Genomic DNA, 21,737 nt, shown 5'->3' on the forward strand with positions numbered 1-21,737 from the left:
TGTGTCATTGTCTTTTGAGACTGCATTTTTAAGCTAGAATAATCAGAGATAAAGACCACTTCAATTGATTGAAGCATGACTATATTTCAGTCGCTCACCCAATAACAATAAAGTGTCATCATCACTATAGTTGTCAAATAAACGAATAAATGAAGATAACGCAGGATTAAACATCATATCGTCAGTAATTTTATCATAAGAAGTATAATTTTTTGTTTTTAATGAAAAAACCAATGTAACTCTATCATCATTACGACCTTTAGTTAAAATCAAGTCATTATTACTTATCATCAAATCATTTAGATATTTATAACCACTTTCATAGAAAGTTTCTATATTTCCATCAACTTGGCGCTGAACAACAGAATAGAGATCACGAGAAGCATGTTGAGCAATAAAATAGATATCACCTTTGTCATTTTGAGCAACTTCTTTTACGCGCACAGGAAGCCAACGTGTTTTTGTCACTTCTTTATTAACTAAATTTAATGTAATTTCTAATGTATTTGTTGTGTAATGATGATTATAAAAAATAACGAGAGAATCACCCGATAAAGCATAATGGAATTGTGTAAACTCACCAAAATCCTCTGCATAATACTGCTTAACGAATTCTTCTGTATTAATGGAATATTCCCAACTCTCTCCCTCATCTAAACTTGTCATTATCGTTTTATTGTCAACTAATACTAATTGCGATGTCGCCTCTGAATATAATAATTTGCCTCCAATAAGTGCTAAAGGAAAACGGTAATAGCCATTATTACTCTCTTGCCAAGGAATTAAATCATCAAGCATAAACTTAGCTAAGTTCACCACTTGCCGTCCTTGCTCTGTAAATAAAACACACTTTTCAGAAATACAATAGGCGTTATAAAAACTCCCTTGCCCCTGAGACATAAAACGAGTGCCTTCTTTGTCAGAAAAATAGAGTGTATATTTTCTCTGGTTATCTTGCCTATAGAGTCGGCCATAAAGATCAACATCATATCGCCCTTGATCCGATTCTGTTTTAATTAAGATACCACTTGGCGCATTAAACGTATTACGCCAATCATAACGAGAATAAGGATAGGAAGATAAATCCGCGTCTTTTTCATTTTTCCATTGCCACTTAGAAGCAAAACCGTGAAAAAGTACGCCATAAAAAAGGAATAGGCTTAAAATAAATAAACCAGTGATGATAATGAAGGGTTTACGGAAAAAAGGATTCATTGGCTTAACTCCGTAACATAAAGCGGCTTTTTATTTTCAACACATTGCTGTTGAAGCAAAAAATAGGTTTGAAAGCTACAATTTCCCTTTTGTGATAGTAAAATATAAAGATTCGAAAATAAGGCAATTAAAAAAGCAAATCCTGTCATTATTGAACCGTAGATGATCCCCAGACCTAAAAAAGTATCACCAACAAAAAACCAGTCCCATTTATCCCAATAATTGCCATTATCGTAAACATCTGAAATAGAAAAAATGGCGAACAACGAGAAAATAAAGGTGCTGATTAGTCCTGTAATTAACAACGATAATCGTTTAGTTCGCTGGTGTCCAAGGTACAGCTGTCCTGAAATTGAATAAGCACCATTATCAGTATGATTATAAACACCTAAGACAACAGGCCCAGAGTTGTTATCTTCTGCTTGCCAAAAGAACAATTCAACATCATCACCATCAGTCAAAAATAAATTATGATCAGAATAAAATAAACGTTCTTTATAACTAAATATAAAAGGATGTTTATCAATCTGACAAGATATTTGCATCACCACATTCTCTGCATTGCGGGAGTGTATTTTAATTTTATCAACATGATGGAGTTTTATTTTCCCTCGTACTCGTTGCACTTTACTTTGTTTGATATGAAAGGTTGGGTTTTTACGTGTTATATGCTTTAACAGTGGTATTGTTTTTATTTCGGGAATAATCAGTTGTTCACCATCTGGAGCAATAATATCTTGTTTAGCCATTACTTTATCCAGCGCTTTGATTCTTTTTTTATGCTTAGGTCTAATACGCTGAAAAAAACGATAGGCTTTTTCTCCTAGATAACTCACTCCAGCCATTACAGCACCAAATGAAATAACCATGGAAATGATGATAAAGAAATTAGCCTCTAGATAAAGCAGAGAATAATAGTTCCACCCACTCCCAATTACAGTAAGAACAAAAGCAAGCAATAACCATTTTTTTGGTTTAGTGGTAAGTGTAAAGGTTCTTTCTGGCTCAAGCCTTCCTTTGTAATCATGATAAATCCATTGTACCCATAAACTGCCGTCATTAAGCAATTCAGCGCAAATTTTAAGTTCATCACCTTGTTTTAAACGTTTCAGAAAATCTTGAGAGTGAGTGAAATCATCTTCATTGAGATAAAACACTTTGCCTGATGCTATTAATCTCACCATTCCTTTCGGTGAGGTTTTATTTTGGTCAAAATGGCAACTCTCTAATTTGACGTTTAAAAAATAATCTTTCATATCTTCCTTTATCTCTTTTACCCGATTTACGAGATGCAACATCACACGCTTGTTTTATCTTGTTAAATCACATAATACAAGATAAAGAAAAGCCGACTAGCAACTCACTAATCGGCTTTGGTAATAACGCTGTAGACAGAAATAAAGGCTAGTTATGCTTTGAAAAGAGCTTCAATACATAACCCCTGACTTTGCAGAATGTCTTTTAGTCGGCGTAATCCTTCAACTTGGATTTGACGAACTCTTTCTCTTGTCAGACCAATTTCTCTACCAACATCTTCTAAAGTTTCAGCCTCGTAGCCTAATAATCCAAAACGGCGTGCTAGTACTTCACGTTGCTTAGGATTTAATTCAAATAACCACTTTATGATATTTTCCTTGAGGTTATTATTTTGAATTGTCGCCTCAGGCCCTTCTTCATTTTCGTCAGAGATAATATCGAGTAAGGCTTTATCTGAATCGCCCCCAATTGGGGTATCAACAGAAGTAATACGTTCATTTAAACGCAACATCTTACTCACATCTTCAACTGGTTTATCAAGTGTTTGCGCAATTTCTTCAACACTAGGCTCATGATCAAGCTTGTGTGCTAGTTCTCTCGCAGTTCTTAAATAAACATTCAGCTCTTTAACGATATGAATAGGCAGACGAATGGTACGAGTTTGATTCATAATGGCACGTTCTATGGTTTGACGTATCCACCATGTCGCATAAGTTGAAAAACGAAAACCTTTTTCAGGATCGAATTTTTCAACTGCACGGATCAGTCCCAAATTCCCTTCTTCAATCAAATCAAGCAGGGCAAGACCTCGGTTTGTATAACGACGAGATATCTTAACAACTAAACGAAGATTACTTTCTATCATTCGTTGTCTTGAAGGAATGTCGCCACGTAACGCTCTACGGGCAAAAAAAACTTCTTCCTCAGCGGTCAGCAACGGAGAATAACCAATTTCTCCTAAATAAAGCTGAGTTGCATCGAGCGCACGCTGATTGACTCCTTCAATAAGTTCAATTTCGTCTTGAGCATCAGACTCATTTTCTGCTTCTTTTGCAGCAACTTCATCGAACTCTTCCATGTTCTCTTCAATTTCATCTGTATATAACTCGTCTACTCTTAGCGTACTTTGGCTCATCAGCTGCTCCTACCCTTGATAATTTAGGTAAACGACGTTTGATATTAAAGTCTATTTACCAGTTTATCGCTGTGTCACGACACAACGGGTTTACTGATTTTCCCTTGTAACGAATTACAAAATAAAAGATAACATAATCTATTTTACTGTTAATTTTATCTTTCTTTATTCAATATATAACTTAGCTATTGAGTGCAGGTTATTAACAGTTTTTTTATTATATTTACGTATATTTATCTATACGTAAAATTACTTCATTTAATGCGCTAGCTGTAACTATTTGTATCTAAAAAAATAAATAAAAATCCAGAATAATAAAGTAATAGTAAATAATTTTTATTATTTACTATTATTAAAAAGATAATCTAATAAAGAAAACACCCTTTCAAACAAGGGGTTATTTTATAGTTCATCCTTTAGCAATGACGAATCTTTATTCATTTTTTATATAACATTTTTTAGCATACGCATTCATTGCTTGAGAATCAACCGTCTAATTTAACGTTATCTATAATTTTATATCGACCTCTCATTTTTACTTATCTTTAATTAAGCAGTTTTACTTAGTTAAAATGTATTTTGTTTCAATATTTTAATTAATTACAGATAACAAAAAGCCCTCTCTTTGTTATAAAAGAGAGGGCTTAACTTTAGGATTATTCACAATACGAGTTAAAAATCACTTATTTATTTTTTAGGTAAATAGCTCATTGGGTTAAGTGATTTTTCTTTATAACGGATCTCAAAGTGAAGTCGGACAGAGCTTGTTCCTGAGCTACCCATCGTCGCAATTTGCTGACCTGCATTTACATTTTGTTGCTCACGCACCAAAATGGTATCGTTATGCGCATATGCACTGAGATATTCATCATTATGCTTAATGATAACAAGGTTACCATAACCACGTAATGCGCTACCGGCATAAACTACTTTACCAGCCGCCGTTGCAACTATTGGAGAGCCTTTAGTACCACCAATATCGATACCTTTATTGCCTCCTGGTGCACTTGAATAACTTTCGATTATCTTACCTTGTGCTGGCCAAATCCATTTACCAGAAACCGTTGTTGGTGCCGGTGTTGCTGCCGTTGTGGTATTCGTGTTGGTTGTTGGTGGCGGAGTTGTTGTTTTCGGTGGTGTTGTTGCCGGTTTAGTGATCAATGGCCCCATTGATGTGTTATTTGTCGGTTTCGTTTGAGCTGTTTGAACACCAGCACTACTTGGTTGATTGATAACGGATGTGTTCACATTTGTATTGGTTCCCGTATTGACTTGACGGTTACCAATATTCAGCACCTGCCCCACATTTAAACTGTAAGGCTCTGGAATATTATTCATTGATGCCAGCTCTTTTACATCGCTATCTGTTATCCACGCGATATAGAACATGGTATCTCCACGTTTTACTGTATAGGTATTACCGCTGTAATTCCCTTTAGGAATACTGTCATAATTACGGTTATACACAATGCGACCAGTACCATCTGTACTCACATTTTGAGTCGCTACTGATGTTTGTGGACGAGGCTGATTTTGGGGCTGATGTGTGCCTCCATTAGATGAAGCACTATTCACCTTAATTGAAGGAGGAGGTGACGATTGTAAAGGGGTCGTTCTTTCAACCGGTGTCGCATTACTGTTAGTCATCACAGGCGCAGTTGAAACCGTGTTATTTGAAGAGCTATCATTTACAGAGGTAATGGGTGCAGGACGATAAGGTGTGTCTGCACAGCCTGTTAATGCAAATCCAATTACCGAACACATGATTGCCCAGCGGACATGCTTAATTGGGCTTTCTGAATTCATACTTCCTTCTCCCTTTAAAAAGGCATTAGCGTCTAGCAATTTGTCGAGTTAAACAAAAAGACTGCAATTTTTTGAAAATGTTTCATTTATTAGTGCAGATTACGACAAGCTATTAAAAAGCAGTAATAAAAAGCGGTCAGATTTATCTGGAAGTTATGCTAACTCACCTGAAATTAAAGGAACAAACCTAACTGCTTCTATAGATTGATAGTGAAAATCATTACCTAAACGTCGGATAAACTTCAGTATTTGTTGCTGTTCGCCTACAGGTATTATCATCCTGCCACCATCAGCTAATTGCATCAATAACTGTTGTGGTACTTCTGTTGCACATGCTGTCACTATTATGGCATTAAAAGGCGCTTTTGATGACCACCCTTCCCATCCATCACCATGACGTGTAGAAATATTATGTAAATCAAGATGCTTAAAACGTCGTTTAGCTTGCCATTGCAATATCTTTATACGCTCAACAGAGCTGACATGATGGACTAAATTTGCTAAAACGGCCGTTTGATACCCTGACCCTGTTCCAATTTCTAAAACAGAATCTGTACTTTGTAATTCTAGTAGCGTTGTCATTTTAGCAACAATATAAGGTTGTGAAATAGTTTGGCCATTACCAATAGGTAAAGCCGTATTTTCATAAGCCTTATGAGAGAGCGCTTCGTCAATAAAGAGCTCTCTGGGTACTTTACTCATTGCTTCCAGCAGGCTTTCATCCTTGATACCATGCTGCTTTAACATTGTCAGTAAGTCTTTCATTGACCGACTTAACATGTTTTTTTGACCTCTGCTTTATTTAACCAATTTTGTAGTAAATCTAGTGCCTTGTATGCTGTTAAATCGACATGTAAAGGTGTAATCGACACATAACCTTCGTCAACAGCAGCAAAATCTGTATCAGGGCCTACATCGTTTTTTTCGCCTGGAGGCCCAATCCAATAAAGGCTATTCCCTCTAGGATCAGTGTGAGTATAAACGTGCTGTGAAGCATGACGACTCCCACAACGTGTGATACGAAACCCTTTTACTTCATTTAGTGGAATATCTGGCACATTAATATTGAGAATATTCCCGGCTCTTAAAGGCACTTGTTGTAACATTGCCAGCACGTCACAAGTTACTTGAGCCGCTGTCTCAAAGTGCGTTTCACCGTCTAATGAGACAGCAATCGCAGGTAAACCTAAAAAACGCCCTTCCGTTGCTGCAGCCACAGTACCTGAATAAATAACATCATCACCTAAATTAGGGCCATGATTAATACCAGAAACCACAATATCAGGACGAGGGCGCACTAAATGATTTACACCAAGATAAACACAATCTGTTGGTGTTCCTTCAACAATAGCGATATCGCCATTTTCCAGCTCTTGCTTGCGTAATGGCCGATCAATAGTTAAAGAGTTAGAGGCAGCACTACGATTACGATCAGGTGCAACAATTTGTACATCATAGCGCTGGCGTAATGCTTTAGCGAGGGTCTGTATCCCTTTCGCCATCACACCATCGTCATTACTCACCAATATTTTCAGCATCATCATTCCCTAATAAAATTAATTCGCGTACAACGCTAGTTGCAAAGCTTCCTGCGGGTAAAAAGAATGACAGAGAAACAGTGGTGTCGTCTACCCAATTCCATGACATATTTTCTGGTAACACATTGATAGCACGCCTTGTATTATCAACACGCTCTTGTCGGGCCAATGACCATAATGTTTCATATTCTGCCAGATTTTCAGTTTCAAAATCCAATGCTTGTGCTTGTGTACCTAAGTCACCCTTGCCCGGTAAAGGTGCGGTAATATGAACATCATGTTCTTCATAGCGAGTTTGTGTTGAAGTGAGTTCAGCTTCATCGACAACAAACCAACTGCCTCGTCCATGAAGTTGCATTGCATCACCGAGTATTACTTTCGAATATAAATCACACTCTAATCTTTTACTGACAAGATGATTGAACATGGCACTACGTGCTGCTGAAAGATAAAAACTGCGTTTACCACGCTCTTTAACACGAATTTCATCGGTTGCCCAACGCATTGCTTGACGTAAGTTTTCACCATTACGCCCAAATCGTTGAATACCAAAATAGTTGGGAATACCTTTAGCTTTAATTTGAGCTAATCGTGCATCAACAAAGGTACGGTCTGAAATTTCTCTCAACACCAATGTAAAGTGATTACCTTTTAGTGTTCCTATACGTAATTTACGTTGTTGGCGAGTTGTTTCTAAAATTTCACAACCTTCTAAAATAAACTGGCTGAAGTCGGGCATCTCTTTACCCGGCATACGCAGACAAAACCATTGTTCAGTGACAGCATTTCTGTCTTTTAGTCCAGCATAGCTTGCATCTTTAGGGTGAATCCCCACAAATTTTGCCAGTTTTTCAGCAACAAAAGCGGTGTTACATCCTGTTTTCCTGACTTTCACCATGACATGCTCACCTTCACCATCAAGGGTGAAACCAAGATCTTCACAGACAATAAAATCTTCAGGAATTGACTTCAATAAACCTGTTGCTTGTGGTTTTCCATGTAACCAATGGAGTTCTGGTAATTCACTCATTCAGGTAATAACTCTTTTATTAATAAAACAACCGCTTCACAGGCAATACCTTCTTTTCTACCCACAAATCCAAGTTTTTCAGTTGTTGTTGCTTTCACATTAATATCATCAATATGACAATGAAGATCTTCTGCAATATTGACACGCATTTGTGGTGTATGAGGTAACATTTTAGGAGCTTGAGCAATAATAGTGACATCCAAGTTACCAATTCGGTAACCTTTGGCTCTTACGCGTGAAAATGCTTCACGAAGTAATACTCGACTATCAGCACCTTTATATGCCGGATCAGTATCAGGGAACAATGTACCAATATCACCCATTGCCACTGCGCCTAAAATAGCGTCAGTTACCGCATGTAATACAACATCACCATCAGAGTGAGCTAATAAGCCTTGTTCATAAGGAACTCTGACTCCGCCAATAATAATAGGACCTTCACCACCAAATTTATGTACGTCGTAACCGTGTCCAATTCTCATTTTATTGTGTGTTCCTTATATTGGTGATTTGGCGTGAAAGAAAAAACTCTGCAAGCGCCAAATCTTCTGGCTGAGTTACTTTGATATTGTCTGCACGCCCTTTCACTAATAGAGGTTCATATCCAGCATATTCCATTGCTGATGCTTCATCAGTAATAGTTGCTTTTTCTGAGAGTGCATTTTCTATATTTTGTTTTAATAACAAGGCTGGAAAGAACTGTGGCGTTAAAGCATGCCATAGTGTTGTTCTCTCTACTGTTTGTTCAATATGATTATCTTGTTGATGGCTACGTTTCATCGTATCACGTACAGGAGTTGCAAGAATACCACCGCAAAACTGTGGATCTGAAAAGTTTTCATCAATTAATTTAATAAGATGATCAAGGTCGCCAAAATGCAAGCAAGGCCTAGCTGCATCGTGGACAAGAGCCCAAGTCTTATCAGAAAAATGCTGAGTGACGTACTCTAAACCCGATAATACGGAGTCCGCACGCTCCCCTCCGCCATTAACTGTAATGATCCTTTCATCTTGAGCTAAAGGCAAAGCTTGAAAATAATGATCATCCGGGCTAATTGCCACAATAATTTTCATTATGCGTGGGTGTTTTAATAAAGCATTAATGGTATGTTCAAGAATAGTCAATCCACCAATCTTCAAATATTGTTTTGGGCAGATTGATTGCATTCGACTTCCGATACCAGCAGCCGGAATAACGGCAACAATAGGAAGAGTAGAGTTTGTTATATTCATTATGGTATTTGTATCAGGACACACTATTAATTCAATAAATTAACGACGTGGTTGAGACTTATCATTCACAATACGGAAGAAGGTCTCATTAGGCTTAATCATCCCTAATTCACTACGAGCGCGCTCTTCTAACGCTTCTTGCCCGCCATTGAGGTCATCAATCTCTGCAAATAGACGATCATTACGCTCTTTTAACTGCGTATTTTGCGCCAATGCAGATTCAACTTCTTGACTTACTTTGTTGTAATCATGGATACCATTTTTACCTAACCACAATGAATATTGTAGCCAACCAAGTAAAATCAGAAGTAAGACTGTTAATTTCCCCATTACCACCCCCAAGATTAATGGGCTAATCATCCCACAACTCAACCACAGACGCCACAAAAGCGCTGGAATATATTACATTATTATTTGTATTCAGCTCACTATAAACGTGGGGCACTTTTATAATATTCAGATTAGGGCTTAATTGATAAATAAATCCATTTCAGATGAAAAGACTTAATGATATTTAAGCAGATGAGATGATAAATGTGTTTTATACATATAACACATTGATAACTCTACACATCCCTACTTTCATAGGGTATTTGTGTAGAGATAATTGAATTTTACTTCAAAACTCACGGTAGATTTGATGTTGCTGTAGGTAAGTGAGAATTTGCTGAGTAAGTTTATTAATAGAGAGTGTACCATCTAAATGTAATTCAGGATCAACAGGGCGTTCATAAGGTGAATCAATACCTGAAAATTGTTTTATTTCACCGCGTCTTGCCTTTTGATAAAGCCCTTTCGGATCACGATCCTCACAAATATGAAGGGGAGTATCGACAAAGATCTCAATAAATCGACCTTGCTCAAAATGACGTCTAACCTGTTGCCTATCTTCTCGATAAGGTGAAATAAAAGCAGTTAAGACAATAAGCCCCGCATCTACCATCAATTTAGCGACTTCACCCACACGGCGGATGTTTTCATGTCGATCTTCTTCGCTAAACCCAAGATCACGGCATAATCCATGGCGTAAATTATCGCCATCTAATAAATAGGTGTGAATTGGCGAATCAGAGTGTTGATAAAGTGCTTGCTCTAATGCATCAGCAAGCGTGGATTTACCCGATCCTGATAATCCAGTAAACCAAAGCACACATCCTTTGTGTGCTTGCTGTGATTCACGATCGTTTAATCCAATTTTATGCGAATGCCAGACAATATCTTCACTTATCATCTTTATTTTCCTCCAAGAAGATCTCTTGCTCCCCAATGAGGAAAATGACGACGGATAAGCTGATTAAGCTCAACCTCAAAAGCATCGTATTGTGTCGTAGCTTGTATAAGCGTATTGCGAGTTTCTCGAATAAGCCCCGCCCCTACCGTGACATTGCTTAACCTATCAATAAAAATAAGCCCTCCCATATCGGCATTGGCTTGATAGTTATCAAGCACCAAAGGCTCTTCGAATGAGACTTCAACACTACCTATTGCATTTAAACTTAAGTTATCTGTAACTTGTTGAGTAAGCTTATTCACATCTACTTGATAATGAATATTCTCTATTTTTGCTCGACTCTTTTTGCCTGCAATCTTGATATCAAGTATATGCCCTTGAACTAAGGGTTGCTCTGACATCCATACCACATCTATCAATGCATGAGTGCTAATATTGGCAGTTGTATCACTACTATCAACAATAATATCTCCACGACTAATATCAATTTCATCAGTTAAAACAAGTGTAATAGCTTGTCCCGCACTCGCTTGGGTTAAATCACCATCAAAAGTAACAATACGTTTGATAGTAGAACGTTGCCCCGAAGGTAATACTTTGATTTGTTGTCCTTGGTAAATAACACCAGAAGAAATCGTGCCACTGTATCCTCTAAAATCTAGATCAGGGCGATTTACATATTGCACTGGGAAACGTAGCGATTGTGTAGATGATCCCAATTTAACTGGTGCGTCTTCTAATAGTGAAATCAAAGTTTTCCCTTGATACCAAGGCATATTCAAGGAAGGTAAAACGACATTATCACCATCAAGCGCAGAGATAGGTACAAATTCAATGGTTAGATCTGTAGGAAGTTGATCGGCAAATTTAAGATAATCTTGTTTGATCGAGTCAAAAATAGCTTGTTGGTGATCCACTAGATCCATTTTGTTAATCGCCACAATCAGATGGCGTATCCCCAAAAGTGTGCTGATAAAACTGTGACGTCGCGTTTGCTCTTGTACGCCTTTACGAGAGTCGATCAGCAGAATAGAAAGTGTACTGGTTGATGCTCCTGTCGCCATATTACGGGTATATTGGGCATGTCCGGGTGTATCAGCAATAATAAATTTGCGTTTTGCCGTTGAAAAATAACGATAAGCAACATCAATCGTGATCCCTTGCTCCCTTTCCGCTGCTAATCCATCCACCAGCAAAGCCAGATCGAGCTTTTCACCTTGAGTACCTATTTTTTTACTTTCCGTTTGTAATGTAGAAAGCTGATCTTCGTAGATCTGCCTTGTATCATGAAGCAAACGCCCTATTAATGTGCTTTTACCATCATCAACATCACCACAGGTTAAAAATCGTAATAACCCTTTGTTTTGTTGCATTTTAAGATAGCTTTCCACGCCACCAAAATGTGCAATCTCACCAGCAATAAGTTGATTTGTTTTCACGACTGCAAGTCCCATATATCCTCCAATTAAAAGTAACCTTGACGTTTTTTCAGCTCCATTGAAGCGGACTGATCACTATCAATTAAACGCCCTTGTCGTTCACTGCTGGTGGAAATCAGCATTTCCTCAATAATGGCAGGTAGCGTTTCGGCTTGTGAAGGAATGGCTCCTGTTAATGGCCAGCATCCTAAAGTTCTAAATCTCACTTGTTGCTGAGTGATAACTTCACCCGGCTTAAGATCAATTCTGTCGTCATCAACCATAATTAATGTGCCATCACGCTCAATAACAGGTCTATTTTTTGCAAAATAAAGAGGAACAATATCGATATTTTCTAAATAGATATATTGCCAAATATCGAGTTCAGTCCAGTTAGATAATGGAAATACTCGAATACTTTCACCTTTATTAATTTGGCCGTTATAGTTTTTCCATAATTCAGGACGTTGATTTTTTGGATCCCAACGATGAGATCTATCTCTAAATGAATAAATACGTTCTTTGGCTCGCGATTTTTCTTCATCACGACGAGCGCCACCAAATGCCGCATCAAAACCATATTTGTCTAAAGCTTGTTTTAACCCTTCTGTTTTCATGATATCCGTATGTTTTGCACTACCATGAATAAACGGATTAATTCCAAGCTCTTCACCTTGTGGATTGCGATAAACCTTAAGATCAAAACCATACTCTTTAGCTGTTTTATCTCGAAAATCATACATTTCTCGAAATTTCCAGCCAGTATCAACATGTAGCAAAGGAAAAGGTAATTTAGCGGGATAAAATGCCTTGCGTGCTAAATGCAACATCACCGAGGAATCTTTGCCTATTGAATAAAGCATGACGGGATTTGCAAATTCAGCGACAACTTCACGCAGAATATAAATACTTTCTGCTTCTAATTGCTGGAGATGCGTTAACTGTGTTTCATTCATAACAACCTCGTTTAGGCAAAATGAACCAAAGATGAATGGTGCGAAGGTAAAGACGGATAAGCGTGTCTATCGCCAAACCACGCAAGTTGATGGTGCAATGCAGCCACCTCTCCTACAATTAATAGAGCCGGAGTGGGCGCTTTTTCTGCCAATTGCGCTAATTGCGTTAAATCACCCGTGAAAACTTGCTGATCACGGCGTGTGCCACAACTAATAACAGCGATAGGTGTTAATGGAGAACGTCCGAGTTTGATTAAACGCTGACTAATCAGTTCTGCTTTTGCCGTTCCCATATAAATAGCGAGTGTGTGATTAGCTTGCGCTAACGATGCCCAATCTGGTTCTATTCCATCAGCTTTACAATGTCCTGTCATAAAAGTGACACTTTGAGCATATTGTCGGTGAGTTAACGGTATCCCAGCATAAGCACTTGCTCCGCTGGCAGCGGTGACTCCTGGTACAACCTGAAACGCAATACCATGCGCGATAGCAATTTCGATTTCTTCGCCACCACGCCCAAAAATAAAGGGATCTCCCCCTTTTAACCGAACAACTCGTTTACCTAATTGCGCATATTTCACAATCAGTGCATTTGTTTCCTCTTGAGAAACACTGTGATGTCCAGCTCTTTTGCCCACACAAATAGTGTCAGCATCGCGTCGTACCAGTTCTAAAACTTCTGGGCTTACTAAACTGTCATAAAGGACGACTTCAGCTTGTTGAATAACCTGTAAACCACGCAATGTTAATAAACCTGCATCACCAGGGCCTGCCCCAACTAATGCGAGTTCACCTTGTTGGCTCTCTTTTTGTTTTAGCTGTTGTTCAAGTTGGGCCTCGGCTTGAACCAATTGATCACTCGCCACTAGAGTGGCAAATTTACCACCAAAGGCTTGTTCCCAAAAACGACAACGCGCTTGAAAAGTATCTAAGTGTTGTTTCACTTTATGGCGCCATTTTCCTGCAATTGTCGCCATTGTGCCTAATGAACTTGGCAATAAAGCTTCTAACTTCTCACGTATCATACGAACTAAAACAGGCGCTTTTCCCGCCGAGGAAATCGCAATCAAAATAGGGTTTCTGTCAATAATGGCAGGAAAGATAAATGAGCATTGAGGCTGTGAATCCACAACATTGACAAAAATATGTCGTGCTTGTGCATCAAGATAAACTTGTTGATTGAGTACACTGTCATCTGTAGCTACAATAACCAACATCATTCCTAATAGATGTTCAGATTGATATTTTGCTGACACCCATTCAATTTTATTTTGCTGATAAGCAAGATGTAATTCGTCACATAATTGAGGAGCGATCACTCTTAATCGAGCACCTGCTCTTAATAACAGCAAAGCTTTACGCGCGGCAACATGACCACCACCCACCAATAACACCGGGCGTTCTTTTAATTCCACAAATAAGGGTAGGTAATCCATACGCGTATCTCACCTTCATTGTTCACTTTATGAGTAACGACTATAAAAGGTGCTTTAGGGCTTATGAAATGACAAAAAGCTATGTGATGGAACAGAAAGGAATAAGGAAAAATAAAATAATTTCAATGAGTTATTTTTTTTCAAAACGACAAATAGGGCAATAGATTGAACTATTACCCTAATTATTTTATTGATAAATAATGGCGTTATTCGTGTAACCCACACTCACGTTTTAAGCCAAAAAAACGAGTTTCTTCTTCACTCATACCTTCTTCCCATTTTCGGGTTGTATGAGTATCACCCACAGAGAGATAACCTTGCTCCCATAAGGGGTGATAAGGTAAATCATTTTCTTTAAGATACTGATGAATTTGCTTATTATCCCAATCTACTATCGGTAAAAACTTAAAGATCCCTTTTGAGATTGAAAGCACTGGTAAATGCTCACGGCTTATAGATTGTTGTCGGCGAAGACCTGCAAACCATGTTTGAGCCTGTAACGTTTTTAATGCTCTCTCCATCGGCTCAACTTTGTTTATTTGGTTATAACGTTCAATCCCCTCAATGCCTTCTAACCAAAGTTTGCCGTAACGGGCTTCTTGCCAAGATGAAGATATTTCAGCTCGATACACCTTTAAATTAAGTTGTAACTGTTGAGTCAATGTATCAATAAACTGATAAGTCTCAGGAAACAAATAACCCGTATCTGTCAAAATCACAGGAATATCAGGATATTGCCTTGTAATTAAATGCAAACAGACTGCAGACTGAATACCAAAACTAGAGCTTAATACATAAGCTTTAGGCAAATGTGTTAAAGCCCAAGTAATACGTTCAATAGCGGTAAGTTGCTCAAGTTTTTGATTAATTTCAGCTAACGTTTTTTGTTGTTCTTCTATCGATAATAACCTTAGTTGTTCAAGCTGAAATATATTCATACCGCCTCCTGCACTTCATAAAAATCCACGGCAGAATTGAGTACAGGTTTAACAACATCGGTACGAATAAGGAAATCACCAAACCCTTCATTGTTATGGCGAGAAATGGCCCAATCACCAATCAATGAATCAAGTATTGCTATAATTTCTTGCGAGGTAATATTTTCACGATACATTCTAGGTATGCGTGTACCAATACGATTACCGCCTAAATGTAGGTTATAACGATCGGGGGCTTTCCCCACCAGTCCCACTTCTGCCAACATAGCGCGACCACAACCGTTCGGGCATCCAGTTACGCGCACAACAATGTGCTCATCACTGACGCCATGTTTTGTCATTAAGCTATCAAGTGTGTCGGTGAATGAGGGTAAAAAACGCTCTGCTTCAGCCATTGCCAATGGGCAAGTTGGAAAAGAGACACAGGCCATTGCATGTTCACGCAGTGGGGTCACCTTGTCATCAATTAATCCATATTGACGAGCAATAGCTTCAACATTTGCTTTTTCATTTTCAGGTACACCCGCCACAATCAAATTTTGATTGGCAGTAAGACGAAAATCACCTTGATGAATTTTAGCAATTTCAGCCACACCCGTTTTCAATGGAGCATCAGGCTTATCAATCAATCGACCACTTTCAATAAATAAAGTAAGATGCCATTTATCATCAACGCCTTTTAACCAACCAATTTGATCGCCTCTATGTGTAAATTCATAAGGCCGAATAGCATCAAAAATAACACCTGAACGACGTTCAACTTCCTGCTTAAATGTTTCTATTCCAACACGTTCTAATGTGTATTTTGTTTTTGCATTTTTACGTTCAGTACGATTTCCCCAATCACGCTGGGTCGTCACAATCGCCTCAGCAATTGCTAAGGTTTTTTCAATAGGGATATAGCCAAATTCACTGGCTAAGCGAGGAAAGGTATTCTTATCACCATGAGTCATCGCAAGACCGCCCCCCACCAGCACATTAAACCCGACAAGACGCCCATTTTCAGCAATTGCAATAAAATTCATATCATTAGCATGAAGATCGACATCATTATGAGGCGGGATCACCACCGAGGTTTTAAATTTCCGCGGTAAATAGGTTTCTCCTAAAATAGGCTCTTCATCTGTTGTTGCAACTTTTTCTTTGTCTAACCAAATTTCAGCATATGCATGAGTGCGTGGTAATAAATGCTCTGATATTTTTTTTGCCCACTCATACGCTTCTTGATGTAATGAAGATTGCACTGGATTTGAAGTACATAAGACATTACGGTTAACATCATTCGCTGTTGCTAGAGAATCAAGTCCTGTGGCGGCTAACATTTGATGGGCAGGTTTTACATTACCCTTTAAAATGCCATGAAATTGAAAAGTTTGGCGGTTAGTAATTCGAATACTGCCGTAAAGTGTATTTTTTGTCGCAAACTGATCAATGCTAAGCCACTGTTTAGGTGAGATAATACCACCGGGTAAACGACAACGTAACATCATCGCATGACGAGGCTCTAACATTTGCTCCGCACGTTCTGCACGAATATCTCTGTCATCTTGTTGATACATGCCATGAAAGCGGATCAATAGAAAGTTATCGCCTTCAAACCCACCCGTTAAACCATTTTGTAAGTCTTCTGTAATAGTGCCGCGTAAAAAATGACTCTCTTTTTTCATGCGTTCACTATCGGCCAGTTTCCCTTCAACCACTAAGGGCGCTTGAGTATGTGATTTCATTTAATAGACATCCCTCTGATAACGCCGTTCTAGACGTAGCTCACTTAAATATTCATCTGCTGCTTCACTATTTTTATTGCCATACTCCATCACAATATCTAACAACGCTTGTTCAACATCTTTTGCCATATGTGATGCATCACCACAGACATAAAGATAAGCGCCTTGTTGTAACCATTGCCAAATATCACTACCACGTTCACGTAATTTATCTTGTACATAAATTTTATGTGCTTGATCTCGTGACCATGCTAAATCAATATGGGTTAACAGGCCGCTTTTGACATAACGTTGCCATTCCACTTGATAGAGAAAATCTTCAACAAAATGAGGGTTACCGAAAAATAACCAGTTTTTACCTGTTGCACCGTCATTTTCACGCTGTTGCATAAAGGCTCTAAAAGGTGCAATACCTGTACCTGGCCCAATCATAATCACGGGTGCATCGTTATTGTTTGGTAAGCGAAAATGTTCATTCTTTTCAATAAAAACATTGACGGTATCGCCTTCTTTCAAGTTATCCGCTAAAAAGCCAGAAGCTCCACCAGTATACGCACGCGAGTTTACGTCATAACGCACAACGCCTAATGTAAGGTGTACTTCGTCTTCCACTTCTTGTTGTGATGATGCAATAGAGTAAAGGCGAGGAGTAAGAGGACGTAAAATATCCACAAAACCTTGTGCCGTTGGCTGAGCACAATATTGGCGCACCATCTCATTAATAGGGTGTTTTTGTGCATATTGCTGAAGCTTTGTTTTATCAGCAATAAGTGACAATAAATCTTCATGGCGTGTAAGTTGCGCATAGGCCTTGACGATAGGCGCGCTATTTTGAGTCAATTCACAATGATGTAATAAGGCTTCTTTTAAGGTGAATGTTTGAGATTTTAACGTGACAGGTTCATCACCTTTTAGCCACAATAACGTGATAAGTTCATCGACTTTTTCAGGCGAGTTATTAAACCAAACACCCAGTGCATCACCGGGTTGATATTGCAAATCAGAACCTTCAAGACTGATTTCAATATGGCGAATATCTCTATCCGAATTTCGACCTGTGATTTTTTGATTAGTCAGTAATGTGGCAGTAAAAGGCGCATCACGATGATAAATAGAAGTTTCTATCGTATCTGTTGTACCTGACTGCGTTTGCTGTAATACTTGCGTACTCTGTGCAGGTACTTTTACTTTTAAGATTTCTGTAAGCTGTTTTATCCATTCATCCGCAATGGCCTGATATTCAACATCAGCATCAACTCTAGGTAATAAGCGCATTGCACCAAGTTGGGCAATTCTTTCATCAAAGTCTTTGCCTGCCTTGCAGAAATGTTCGTAAGAAGTATCGCCTAAACTGAATACCGCATAAGACGTTTCCTTCATTTCAGCTGCTTTTTTAGAGTGCAGATATTTATAGAAAGCAATCGCTTCTTCTGGAGGCTCACCCTCTCCTTGTGTAGATGCAATAATAATTAAAGTTGTCGCTTTATGGATCTGCTTAAATTTATATTCACTGGCAGAGTACAACTCAACATTCAATTTATGAGCAACTAGATTATCTCGTAATTGTTCTGTCAGATGGCGGGCATTACCAGTCTGAGAAGCAGAGATTAATGTAATAGTCTCTTGTTCAGGAACTTGTGGTGAAACAACCGCTGTTGACACGGGTACGCCAGCATGATCCAACTGCCCCCATAAATACCCAGATAACCACGCAATTTGCGCTGTTGAGAGATCTTTTGTTGCATCCTGTAATTTATTCAATTGCTCTGGTGTTAATGGAAGCATTGATAATAATGGGGGTTGATTGCTCATTTATCCTGCCTTAAAAAAGCGATGCACTTATCTGTGCTTTATTGTTCTTTGATAATATTTCTAATATTGAGAGGGTATCTCACGACTAGAAGGTGAATTAAAGACCTGTTGGCTCTATCTAATAACCTTAAATGCTAAATTTATTTATCGGTTTCCTTTACCAATAAAATTAATAAGCAAAAAGGAACATAACAAGTCATTAAGATTAAGGGAGATTAGGCGTGATACGCTAAATCGGCTACACTGGTAGACTTCGTTCTATTTGTGTCTTTTTTTTACTAATTAAGTCAAGAGAGTTTTGATGACAACCACCATCTTTAAAGATTTTCAGTTTGAAGCCGCCCACCATTTACCGCATGTTCCTGAAGGCCACAAATGCGGGCGCCTGCACGGACACTCCTTTTTGGTTCGATTAGAGCTAACAGGTGAAGTTGATACACAGTCAGGTTGGCTTATTGATTTTGCTGATGTTAAAGCCGCATTTAAACCCACTCTTGAGCGTCTTGATCACTACTATCTTAACGAAATTGAAGGCCTTGAAAATCCGACCAGCGAAGTGCTCGCAAAATGGATTTGGCAGCAAGTAAAACCGGTATTACCATTATTATCTGCGGTAATGGTGAAAGAGACGTGTACAGCAGGATGTATTTATCGCGGTGAATAGCTCTGTATTAAGATTAAACCGTTATCACCTAAAAGAAAATCAGCCTTTTATTGGCTGATTTTTTTCATATTAAAAATCTGATCACGCAATATTTAAATACTTATGCGTTTGCATTGAGAAACGCCAATTACGTTCAATACAAGTTTTAATACATAATGCAGTTGCACTCTCTTTACAACTAATGGGCTGTAAAGCAACAACAGGTGCAGGTTGTTCTGTGCGTAATGCCAATAATGTATCCAACGCTTCAATATCTTTTTCACGTCCAACAGGATGTTTTATTTCATTAGCACGATTGATAGCGTTTGATAAAACACTAAAACCGCCTCGCATTCCCACTTTAGGTGAGAGTGTGACCCATGTTTTTTCACTACATAGAATGTCATGAGTACCGCTGGTTTCTATCTGGCAGGCAAAACCCGCTTGCTCTAATCCTTGCGTTAAAGGACGCAAATCATATAAACAAGGTTCCCCTCCCGTGATAACAACGTGTTTTGCACTATAACCTTGTTGCTGAAAAAGTGATAAAATTTCAGCAACACTGGCTTCGCCCCAAGTATCGCTTTCTTGCGTTTTAATCGGGATATCACCAAGAGGAACTTTTTTTTCGCCCTCTTTTTCCCAAGTATGCTTTGTATCACACCAACTACAGCCGACTGGGCAACCTTGTAATCGAACGAAAAGCGCAGGAACGCCAGTAAAAACACCTTCACCCTGTAAGGTTTGAAACACTTCATTAATGGGGTATTGCATAAGAAACTCTGATATCCAATGAATGCTGATGATTATTACAGATAACTATCTCACCGTAAGAGGCTTTATGATAAGGTACATGGTTTGTTTTGAATAGCTAACGTGCGAGAAGACACTGAAAAAGAGGATAGAGTTCCTCCGTTGGACAGAGATGGGAATACTTTAGATGCAAAAAGAGAATCAACTTTCACGAGGATTATCAGGGCGGCACATTCGTTTCATGGCGCTAGGCTCTGCGATCGGGACAGGTCTATTTTATGGCTCAGCTGCAGCCATTGAAAAAGCAGGTCCCGCAGTATTATTGGCTTACCTTATCGGTGGTGCTGCGGTATTTATGGTTATGCGTGCATTAGGGGAAATGGCCGTTCATCATCCTGTTGCGGGCTCTTTCTCACAATATGCTAGCCATTATATGGGACCTTTAGCAGGCTTCTTAACCGGTTGGAACTACGTTTTTGAAATGCTGATTGTTTGTCTAGCTGACGTCACAGCATTTGGTTTTTATATGAAACTTTGGTTCCCTGATGTCGATCAATGGATATGGGTATTAGGCATAGTTTGCTTTATTGGTGCCTTAAACCTTTGCCATGTGAAGATATTTGGGGAAATGGAGTTTTGGCTTTCTATTATTAAAGTCACCGCTATTATCGCAATGATCATTGGTGGTGTTGTTATTATGATGTATGGCTTTGGCCAACAAACTGAGCATCCTATTGGTATCTCTAACTTATGGGAGTTTGGTGGTTTTATGCCAAATGGTATTGAAGGGGTTATCGCCTCGCTTGCCATTGTGATGTTTGCATTTGGTGGGATTGAAGTCATTGGTATTACTGCCAGTGAAGCTAAAGATCCTGAGAAAACCATTCCTAAAGCTATCAATGCTGTACCGTTTCGTATCTTATTATTCTATGTTCTAACAATATTTATTCTAATGTGTATTTTCCCTTGGCAACAAATCGGCCATAACGGTAGTCCATTTGTACAGATTTTCTCAAATCTAGGGATCAATTCAGCTGCAAATATCTTAAACCTTGTGGTTATTACAGCCGCAATTTCTGCAATTAATAGTGATATCTTTGGGGCAGGTCGTATGATGTACGGTATGGCTCAAGAAGGGCAAGCACCTAAATCCTTTATGAAGCTTACCCGTAATGGCGTGCCTTGGATGACAGTACTAGTAATGTCAGTGGTACTGTTACTTGGCGTAGTGCTTAATTATCTTATTCCAGAGCAAATCTTTGTTTTAATTGCCTCTATTGCGACATTTGCAACAGTTTGGGTTTGGTTAATGATTTTACTTTCACAAGTCGCTATGCGTCGTAAGATGAGCGCTGAAGAAGTAAAAACACTTAAATTCCCAGTACCACTATGGCCTGTTGCACCAGCACTAACTATCGTCTTTATGGCGTTTGTTATCGCAATCTTAGGGTATTTTGAATCAACTAGAATGGCATTGATTGTGGGTATGGTATGGGTAGCGATTTTAACTATCGGCTACTATGTGGGTATCAAACCAAGAATGAACCAGAAATAAATCATATTTCTGAGTTAACCAATATTTAAGTTGGGCAATAAAGGCTGTGGATAA

20 protein-coding genes are annotated in these 21,737 nt (G+C 38.6%); 2 read left to right on the forward strand and 18 right to left on the reverse strand.

Annotated features, from left to right (window positions below; all coding sequences use genetic code 11):
* Positions 1-60: 60 nt before the first annotated feature.
* The 17 genes from LW139_RS16570 to cysJ form a co-directional block, all read right to left on the reverse strand.
* On the reverse strand, positions 61-1,215 hold the full coding sequence (locus LW139_RS16570; RefSeq protein WP_166539752.1) for a hypothetical protein: 1,155 nt from the start codon (positions 1,213-1,215) through the stop codon (positions 61-63).
* The gene (locus LW139_RS16575; RefSeq protein ID WP_247850268.1) at positions 1,212-2,471 is read right to left on the reverse strand and encodes a hypothetical protein; all 1,260 of its coding nucleotides are present in this window, start codon (positions 2,469-2,471) and stop codon (positions 1,212-1,214) included. Before LW139_RS16575 ends, LW139_RS16570 begins: the two co-directional genes overlap by 4 nt.
* Before the next feature lie 152 nt (positions 2,472-2,623).
* Positions 2,624-3,607, reverse strand: a complete 984-nt coding sequence (rpoS, locus tag LW139_RS16580) for an RNA polymerase sigma factor RpoS (RefSeq protein ID WP_023582671.1) — start codon at positions 3,605-3,607, stop codon at positions 2,624-2,626.
* Positions 3,608-4,294: 687 nt separating this feature from the next.
* Positions 4,295-5,413: a murein hydrolase activator NlpD gene (nlpD, locus tag LW139_RS16585; protein ID WP_247850269.1), complete on the reverse strand. Its 1,119-nt coding sequence runs from the start codon at positions 5,411-5,413 to the stop codon at positions 4,295-4,297.
* Positions 5,414-5,566: 153 nt separating this feature from the next.
* Positions 5,567-6,193, reverse strand: a complete 627-nt coding sequence (locus tag LW139_RS16590) for a protein-L-isoaspartate(D-aspartate) O-methyltransferase (protein WP_072070178.1) — start codon at positions 6,191-6,193, stop codon at positions 5,567-5,569.
* The gene (gene surE, locus LW139_RS16595) at positions 6,187-6,951 is read right to left on the reverse strand and encodes a 5'/3'-nucleotidase SurE (RefSeq protein WP_109409753.1); all 765 of its coding nucleotides are present in this window, start codon (positions 6,949-6,951) and stop codon (positions 6,187-6,189) included. Before surE ends, LW139_RS16590 begins: the two co-directional genes overlap by 7 nt.
* Positions 6,929-7,981, reverse strand: a complete 1,053-nt coding sequence (gene truD, locus LW139_RS16600) for a tRNA pseudouridine(13) synthase TruD (protein ID WP_109409752.1) — start codon at positions 7,979-7,981, stop codon at positions 6,929-6,931. The genes surE and truD overlap by 23 nt, the downstream gene beginning before the upstream one ends.
* Positions 7,978-8,463 carry a 2-C-methyl-D-erythritol 2,4-cyclodiphosphate synthase gene (gene ispF / locus LW139_RS16605; RefSeq protein ID WP_227335997.1) on the reverse strand — a complete coding sequence of 162 codons (486 nt, stop codon included), beginning with the start codon at positions 8,461-8,463 and terminating at the stop codon, positions 7,978-7,980. Before ispF ends, truD begins: the two co-directional genes overlap by 4 nt.
* Position 8,464: 1 nt before the next feature.
* A complete protein-coding gene (gene ispD, locus LW139_RS16610) occupies positions 8,465-9,214 on the reverse strand; it encodes a 2-C-methyl-D-erythritol 4-phosphate cytidylyltransferase (protein ID WP_166539750.1) in 750 nt (249 codons plus the stop codon).
* Positions 9,215-9,253: 39 nt separating this feature from the next.
* Positions 9,254-9,544 carry a cell division protein FtsB gene (gene ftsB / locus LW139_RS16615; protein ID WP_072070183.1) on the reverse strand — a complete coding sequence of 97 codons (291 nt, stop codon included), beginning with the start codon at positions 9,542-9,544 and terminating at the stop codon, positions 9,254-9,256.
* A gap of 289 nt (positions 9,545-9,833) precedes the next feature.
* Positions 9,834-10,445, reverse strand: a complete 612-nt coding sequence (gene cysC, locus LW139_RS16620) for an adenylyl-sulfate kinase (protein WP_166539749.1) — start codon at positions 10,443-10,445, stop codon at positions 9,834-9,836.
* A gap of 2 nt (positions 10,446-10,447) precedes the next feature.
* The gene (gene cysN / locus LW139_RS16625; RefSeq protein ID WP_247850270.1) at positions 10,448-11,899 is read right to left on the reverse strand and encodes a sulfate adenylyltransferase subunit CysN; all 1,452 of its coding nucleotides are present in this window, start codon (positions 11,897-11,899) and stop codon (positions 10,448-10,450) included.
* An 11-nt stretch (positions 11,900-11,910) separates the two neighbouring features.
* The gene (gene cysD, locus LW139_RS16630) at positions 11,911-12,819 is read right to left on the reverse strand and encodes a sulfate adenylyltransferase subunit CysD (RefSeq protein WP_109409747.1); all 909 of its coding nucleotides are present in this window, start codon (positions 12,817-12,819) and stop codon (positions 11,911-11,913) included.
* Positions 12,820-12,830: 11 nt separating this feature from the next.
* Positions 12,831-14,255: a siroheme synthase CysG gene (gene cysG, locus LW139_RS16635; protein WP_247850271.1), complete on the reverse strand. Its 1,425-nt coding sequence runs from the start codon at positions 14,253-14,255 to the stop codon at positions 12,831-12,833.
* A gap of 206 nt (positions 14,256-14,461) precedes the next feature.
* Positions 14,462-15,193: a phosphoadenylyl-sulfate reductase gene (locus LW139_RS16640; protein WP_247850272.1), complete on the reverse strand. Its 732-nt coding sequence runs from the start codon at positions 15,191-15,193 to the stop codon at positions 14,462-14,464.
* On the reverse strand, positions 15,190-16,920 hold the full coding sequence (gene cysI / locus LW139_RS16645; RefSeq protein WP_247850273.1) for an assimilatory sulfite reductase (NADPH) hemoprotein subunit: 1,731 nt from the start codon (positions 16,918-16,920) through the stop codon (positions 15,190-15,192). Before cysI ends, LW139_RS16640 begins: the two co-directional genes overlap by 4 nt.
* The gene (cysJ, locus tag LW139_RS16650; RefSeq protein ID WP_247850274.1) at positions 16,921-18,732 is read right to left on the reverse strand and encodes an NADPH-dependent assimilatory sulfite reductase flavoprotein subunit; all 1,812 of its coding nucleotides are present in this window, start codon (positions 18,730-18,732) and stop codon (positions 16,921-16,923) included.
* A gap of 301 nt (positions 18,733-19,033) precedes the next feature.
* Here cysJ and queD point away from each other — a divergent pair, with 301 nt between their 5' ends.
* Positions 19,034-19,396 carry a 6-carboxytetrahydropterin synthase QueD gene (gene queD / locus LW139_RS16655; protein WP_198622798.1) on the forward strand — a complete coding sequence of 121 codons (363 nt, stop codon included), beginning with the start codon at positions 19,034-19,036 and terminating at the stop codon, positions 19,394-19,396.
* Positions 19,397-19,477: 81 nt separating this feature from the next.
* Here queD and queE read toward each other — a convergent pair whose 3' ends face one another.
* Positions 19,478-20,149, reverse strand: coding sequence for a 7-carboxy-7-deazaguanine synthase QueE (gene queE / locus LW139_RS16660; RefSeq protein WP_166539743.1), 672 nt, complete (start codon positions 20,147-20,149; stop codon positions 19,478-19,480).
* Between the two features lie 166 nt (positions 20,150-20,315).
* Here queE and LW139_RS16665 point away from each other — a divergent pair, with 166 nt between their 5' ends.
* Positions 20,316-21,683: an amino acid permease gene (locus tag LW139_RS16665; protein WP_247850275.1), complete on the forward strand. Its 1,368-nt coding sequence runs from the start codon at positions 20,316-20,318 to the stop codon at positions 21,681-21,683.
* Positions 21,684-21,737: the final 54 nt, after the last annotated feature.

The sequence above is a fragment of the Proteus vulgaris genome, from assembly GCF_023100685.1.
Classification (GTDB): Bacteria; Pseudomonadota; Gammaproteobacteria; order Enterobacterales; family Enterobacteriaceae; genus Proteus.

Bases quoted from the DNA above. Each gene is read 5' to 3' on its own strand.
- cysJ (WP_247850274.1), bottom strand. From the start codon at position 18,732: ATGAGCAATCAACCCCCATTATTATCAATGCTTCCATTAACACCAGAG.
- queD (WP_198622798.1), top strand. From the start codon at position 19,034: ATGACAACCACCATCTTTAAAGATTTTCAGTTTGAAGCCGCCCACCAT.
- rpoS (WP_023582671.1), bottom strand. From the start codon at position 3,607: ATGAGCCAAAGTACGCTAAGAGTAGACGAGTTATATACAGATGAAATT.
- nlpD (WP_247850269.1), bottom strand. From the start codon at position 5,413: ATGAATTCAGAAAGCCCAATTAAGCATGTCCGCTGGGCAATCATGTGT.
- LW139_RS16570 (WP_166539752.1), bottom strand. From the start codon at position 1,215: ATGAATCCTTTTTTCCGTAAACCCTTCATTATCATCACTGGTTTATTT.
- ftsB (WP_072070183.1), bottom strand. From the start codon at position 9,544: ATGGGGAAATTAACAGTCTTACTTCTGATTTTACTTGGTTGGCTACAA.
- cysI (WP_247850273.1), bottom strand. From the start codon at position 16,920: ATGAAATCACATACTCAAGCGCCCTTAGTGGTTGAAGGGAAACTGGCC.
- cysG (WP_247850271.1), bottom strand. From the start codon at position 14,255: ATGGATTACCTACCCTTATTTGTGGAATTAAAAGAACGCCCGGTGTTA.
- ispF (WP_227335997.1), bottom strand. From the start codon at position 8,463: ATGAGAATTGGACACGGTTACGACGTACATAAATTTGGTGGTGAAGGT.
- LW139_RS16640 (WP_247850272.1), bottom strand. From the start codon at position 15,193: ATGAATATATTTCAGCTTGAACAACTAAGGTTATTATCGATAGAAGAA.
- queE (WP_166539743.1), bottom strand. From the start codon at position 20,149: ATGCAATACCCCATTAATGAAGTGTTTCAAACCTTACAGGGTGAAGGT.
- surE (WP_109409753.1), bottom strand. From the start codon at position 6,951: ATGCTGAAAATATTGGTGAGTAATGACGATGGTGTGATGGCGAAAGGG.
- LW139_RS16665 (WP_247850275.1), top strand. From the start codon at position 20,316: ATGCAAAAAGAGAATCAACTTTCACGAGGATTATCAGGGCGGCACATT.
- LW139_RS16575 (WP_247850268.1), bottom strand. From the start codon at position 2,471: ATGAAAGATTATTTTTTAAACGTCAAATTAGAGAGTTGCCATTTTGAC.
- cysN (WP_247850270.1), bottom strand. From the start codon at position 11,899: ATGGGACTTGCAGTCGTGAAAACAAATCAACTTATTGCTGGTGAGATT.
- LW139_RS16590 (WP_072070178.1), bottom strand. From the start codon at position 6,193: ATGTTAAGTCGGTCAATGAAAGACTTACTGACAATGTTAAAGCAGCAT.
- ispD (WP_166539750.1), bottom strand. From the start codon at position 9,214: ATGAATATAACAAACTCTACTCTTCCTATTGTTGCCGTTATTCCGGCT.
- truD (WP_109409752.1), bottom strand. From the start codon at position 7,981: ATGAGTGAATTACCAGAACTCCATTGGTTACATGGAAAACCACAAGCA.
- cysC (WP_166539749.1), bottom strand. From the start codon at position 10,445: ATGATAAGTGAAGATATTGTCTGGCATTCGCATAAAATTGGATTAAAC.
- cysD (WP_109409747.1), bottom strand. From the start codon at position 12,819: ATGAATGAAACACAGTTAACGCATCTCCAGCAATTAGAAGCAGAAAGT.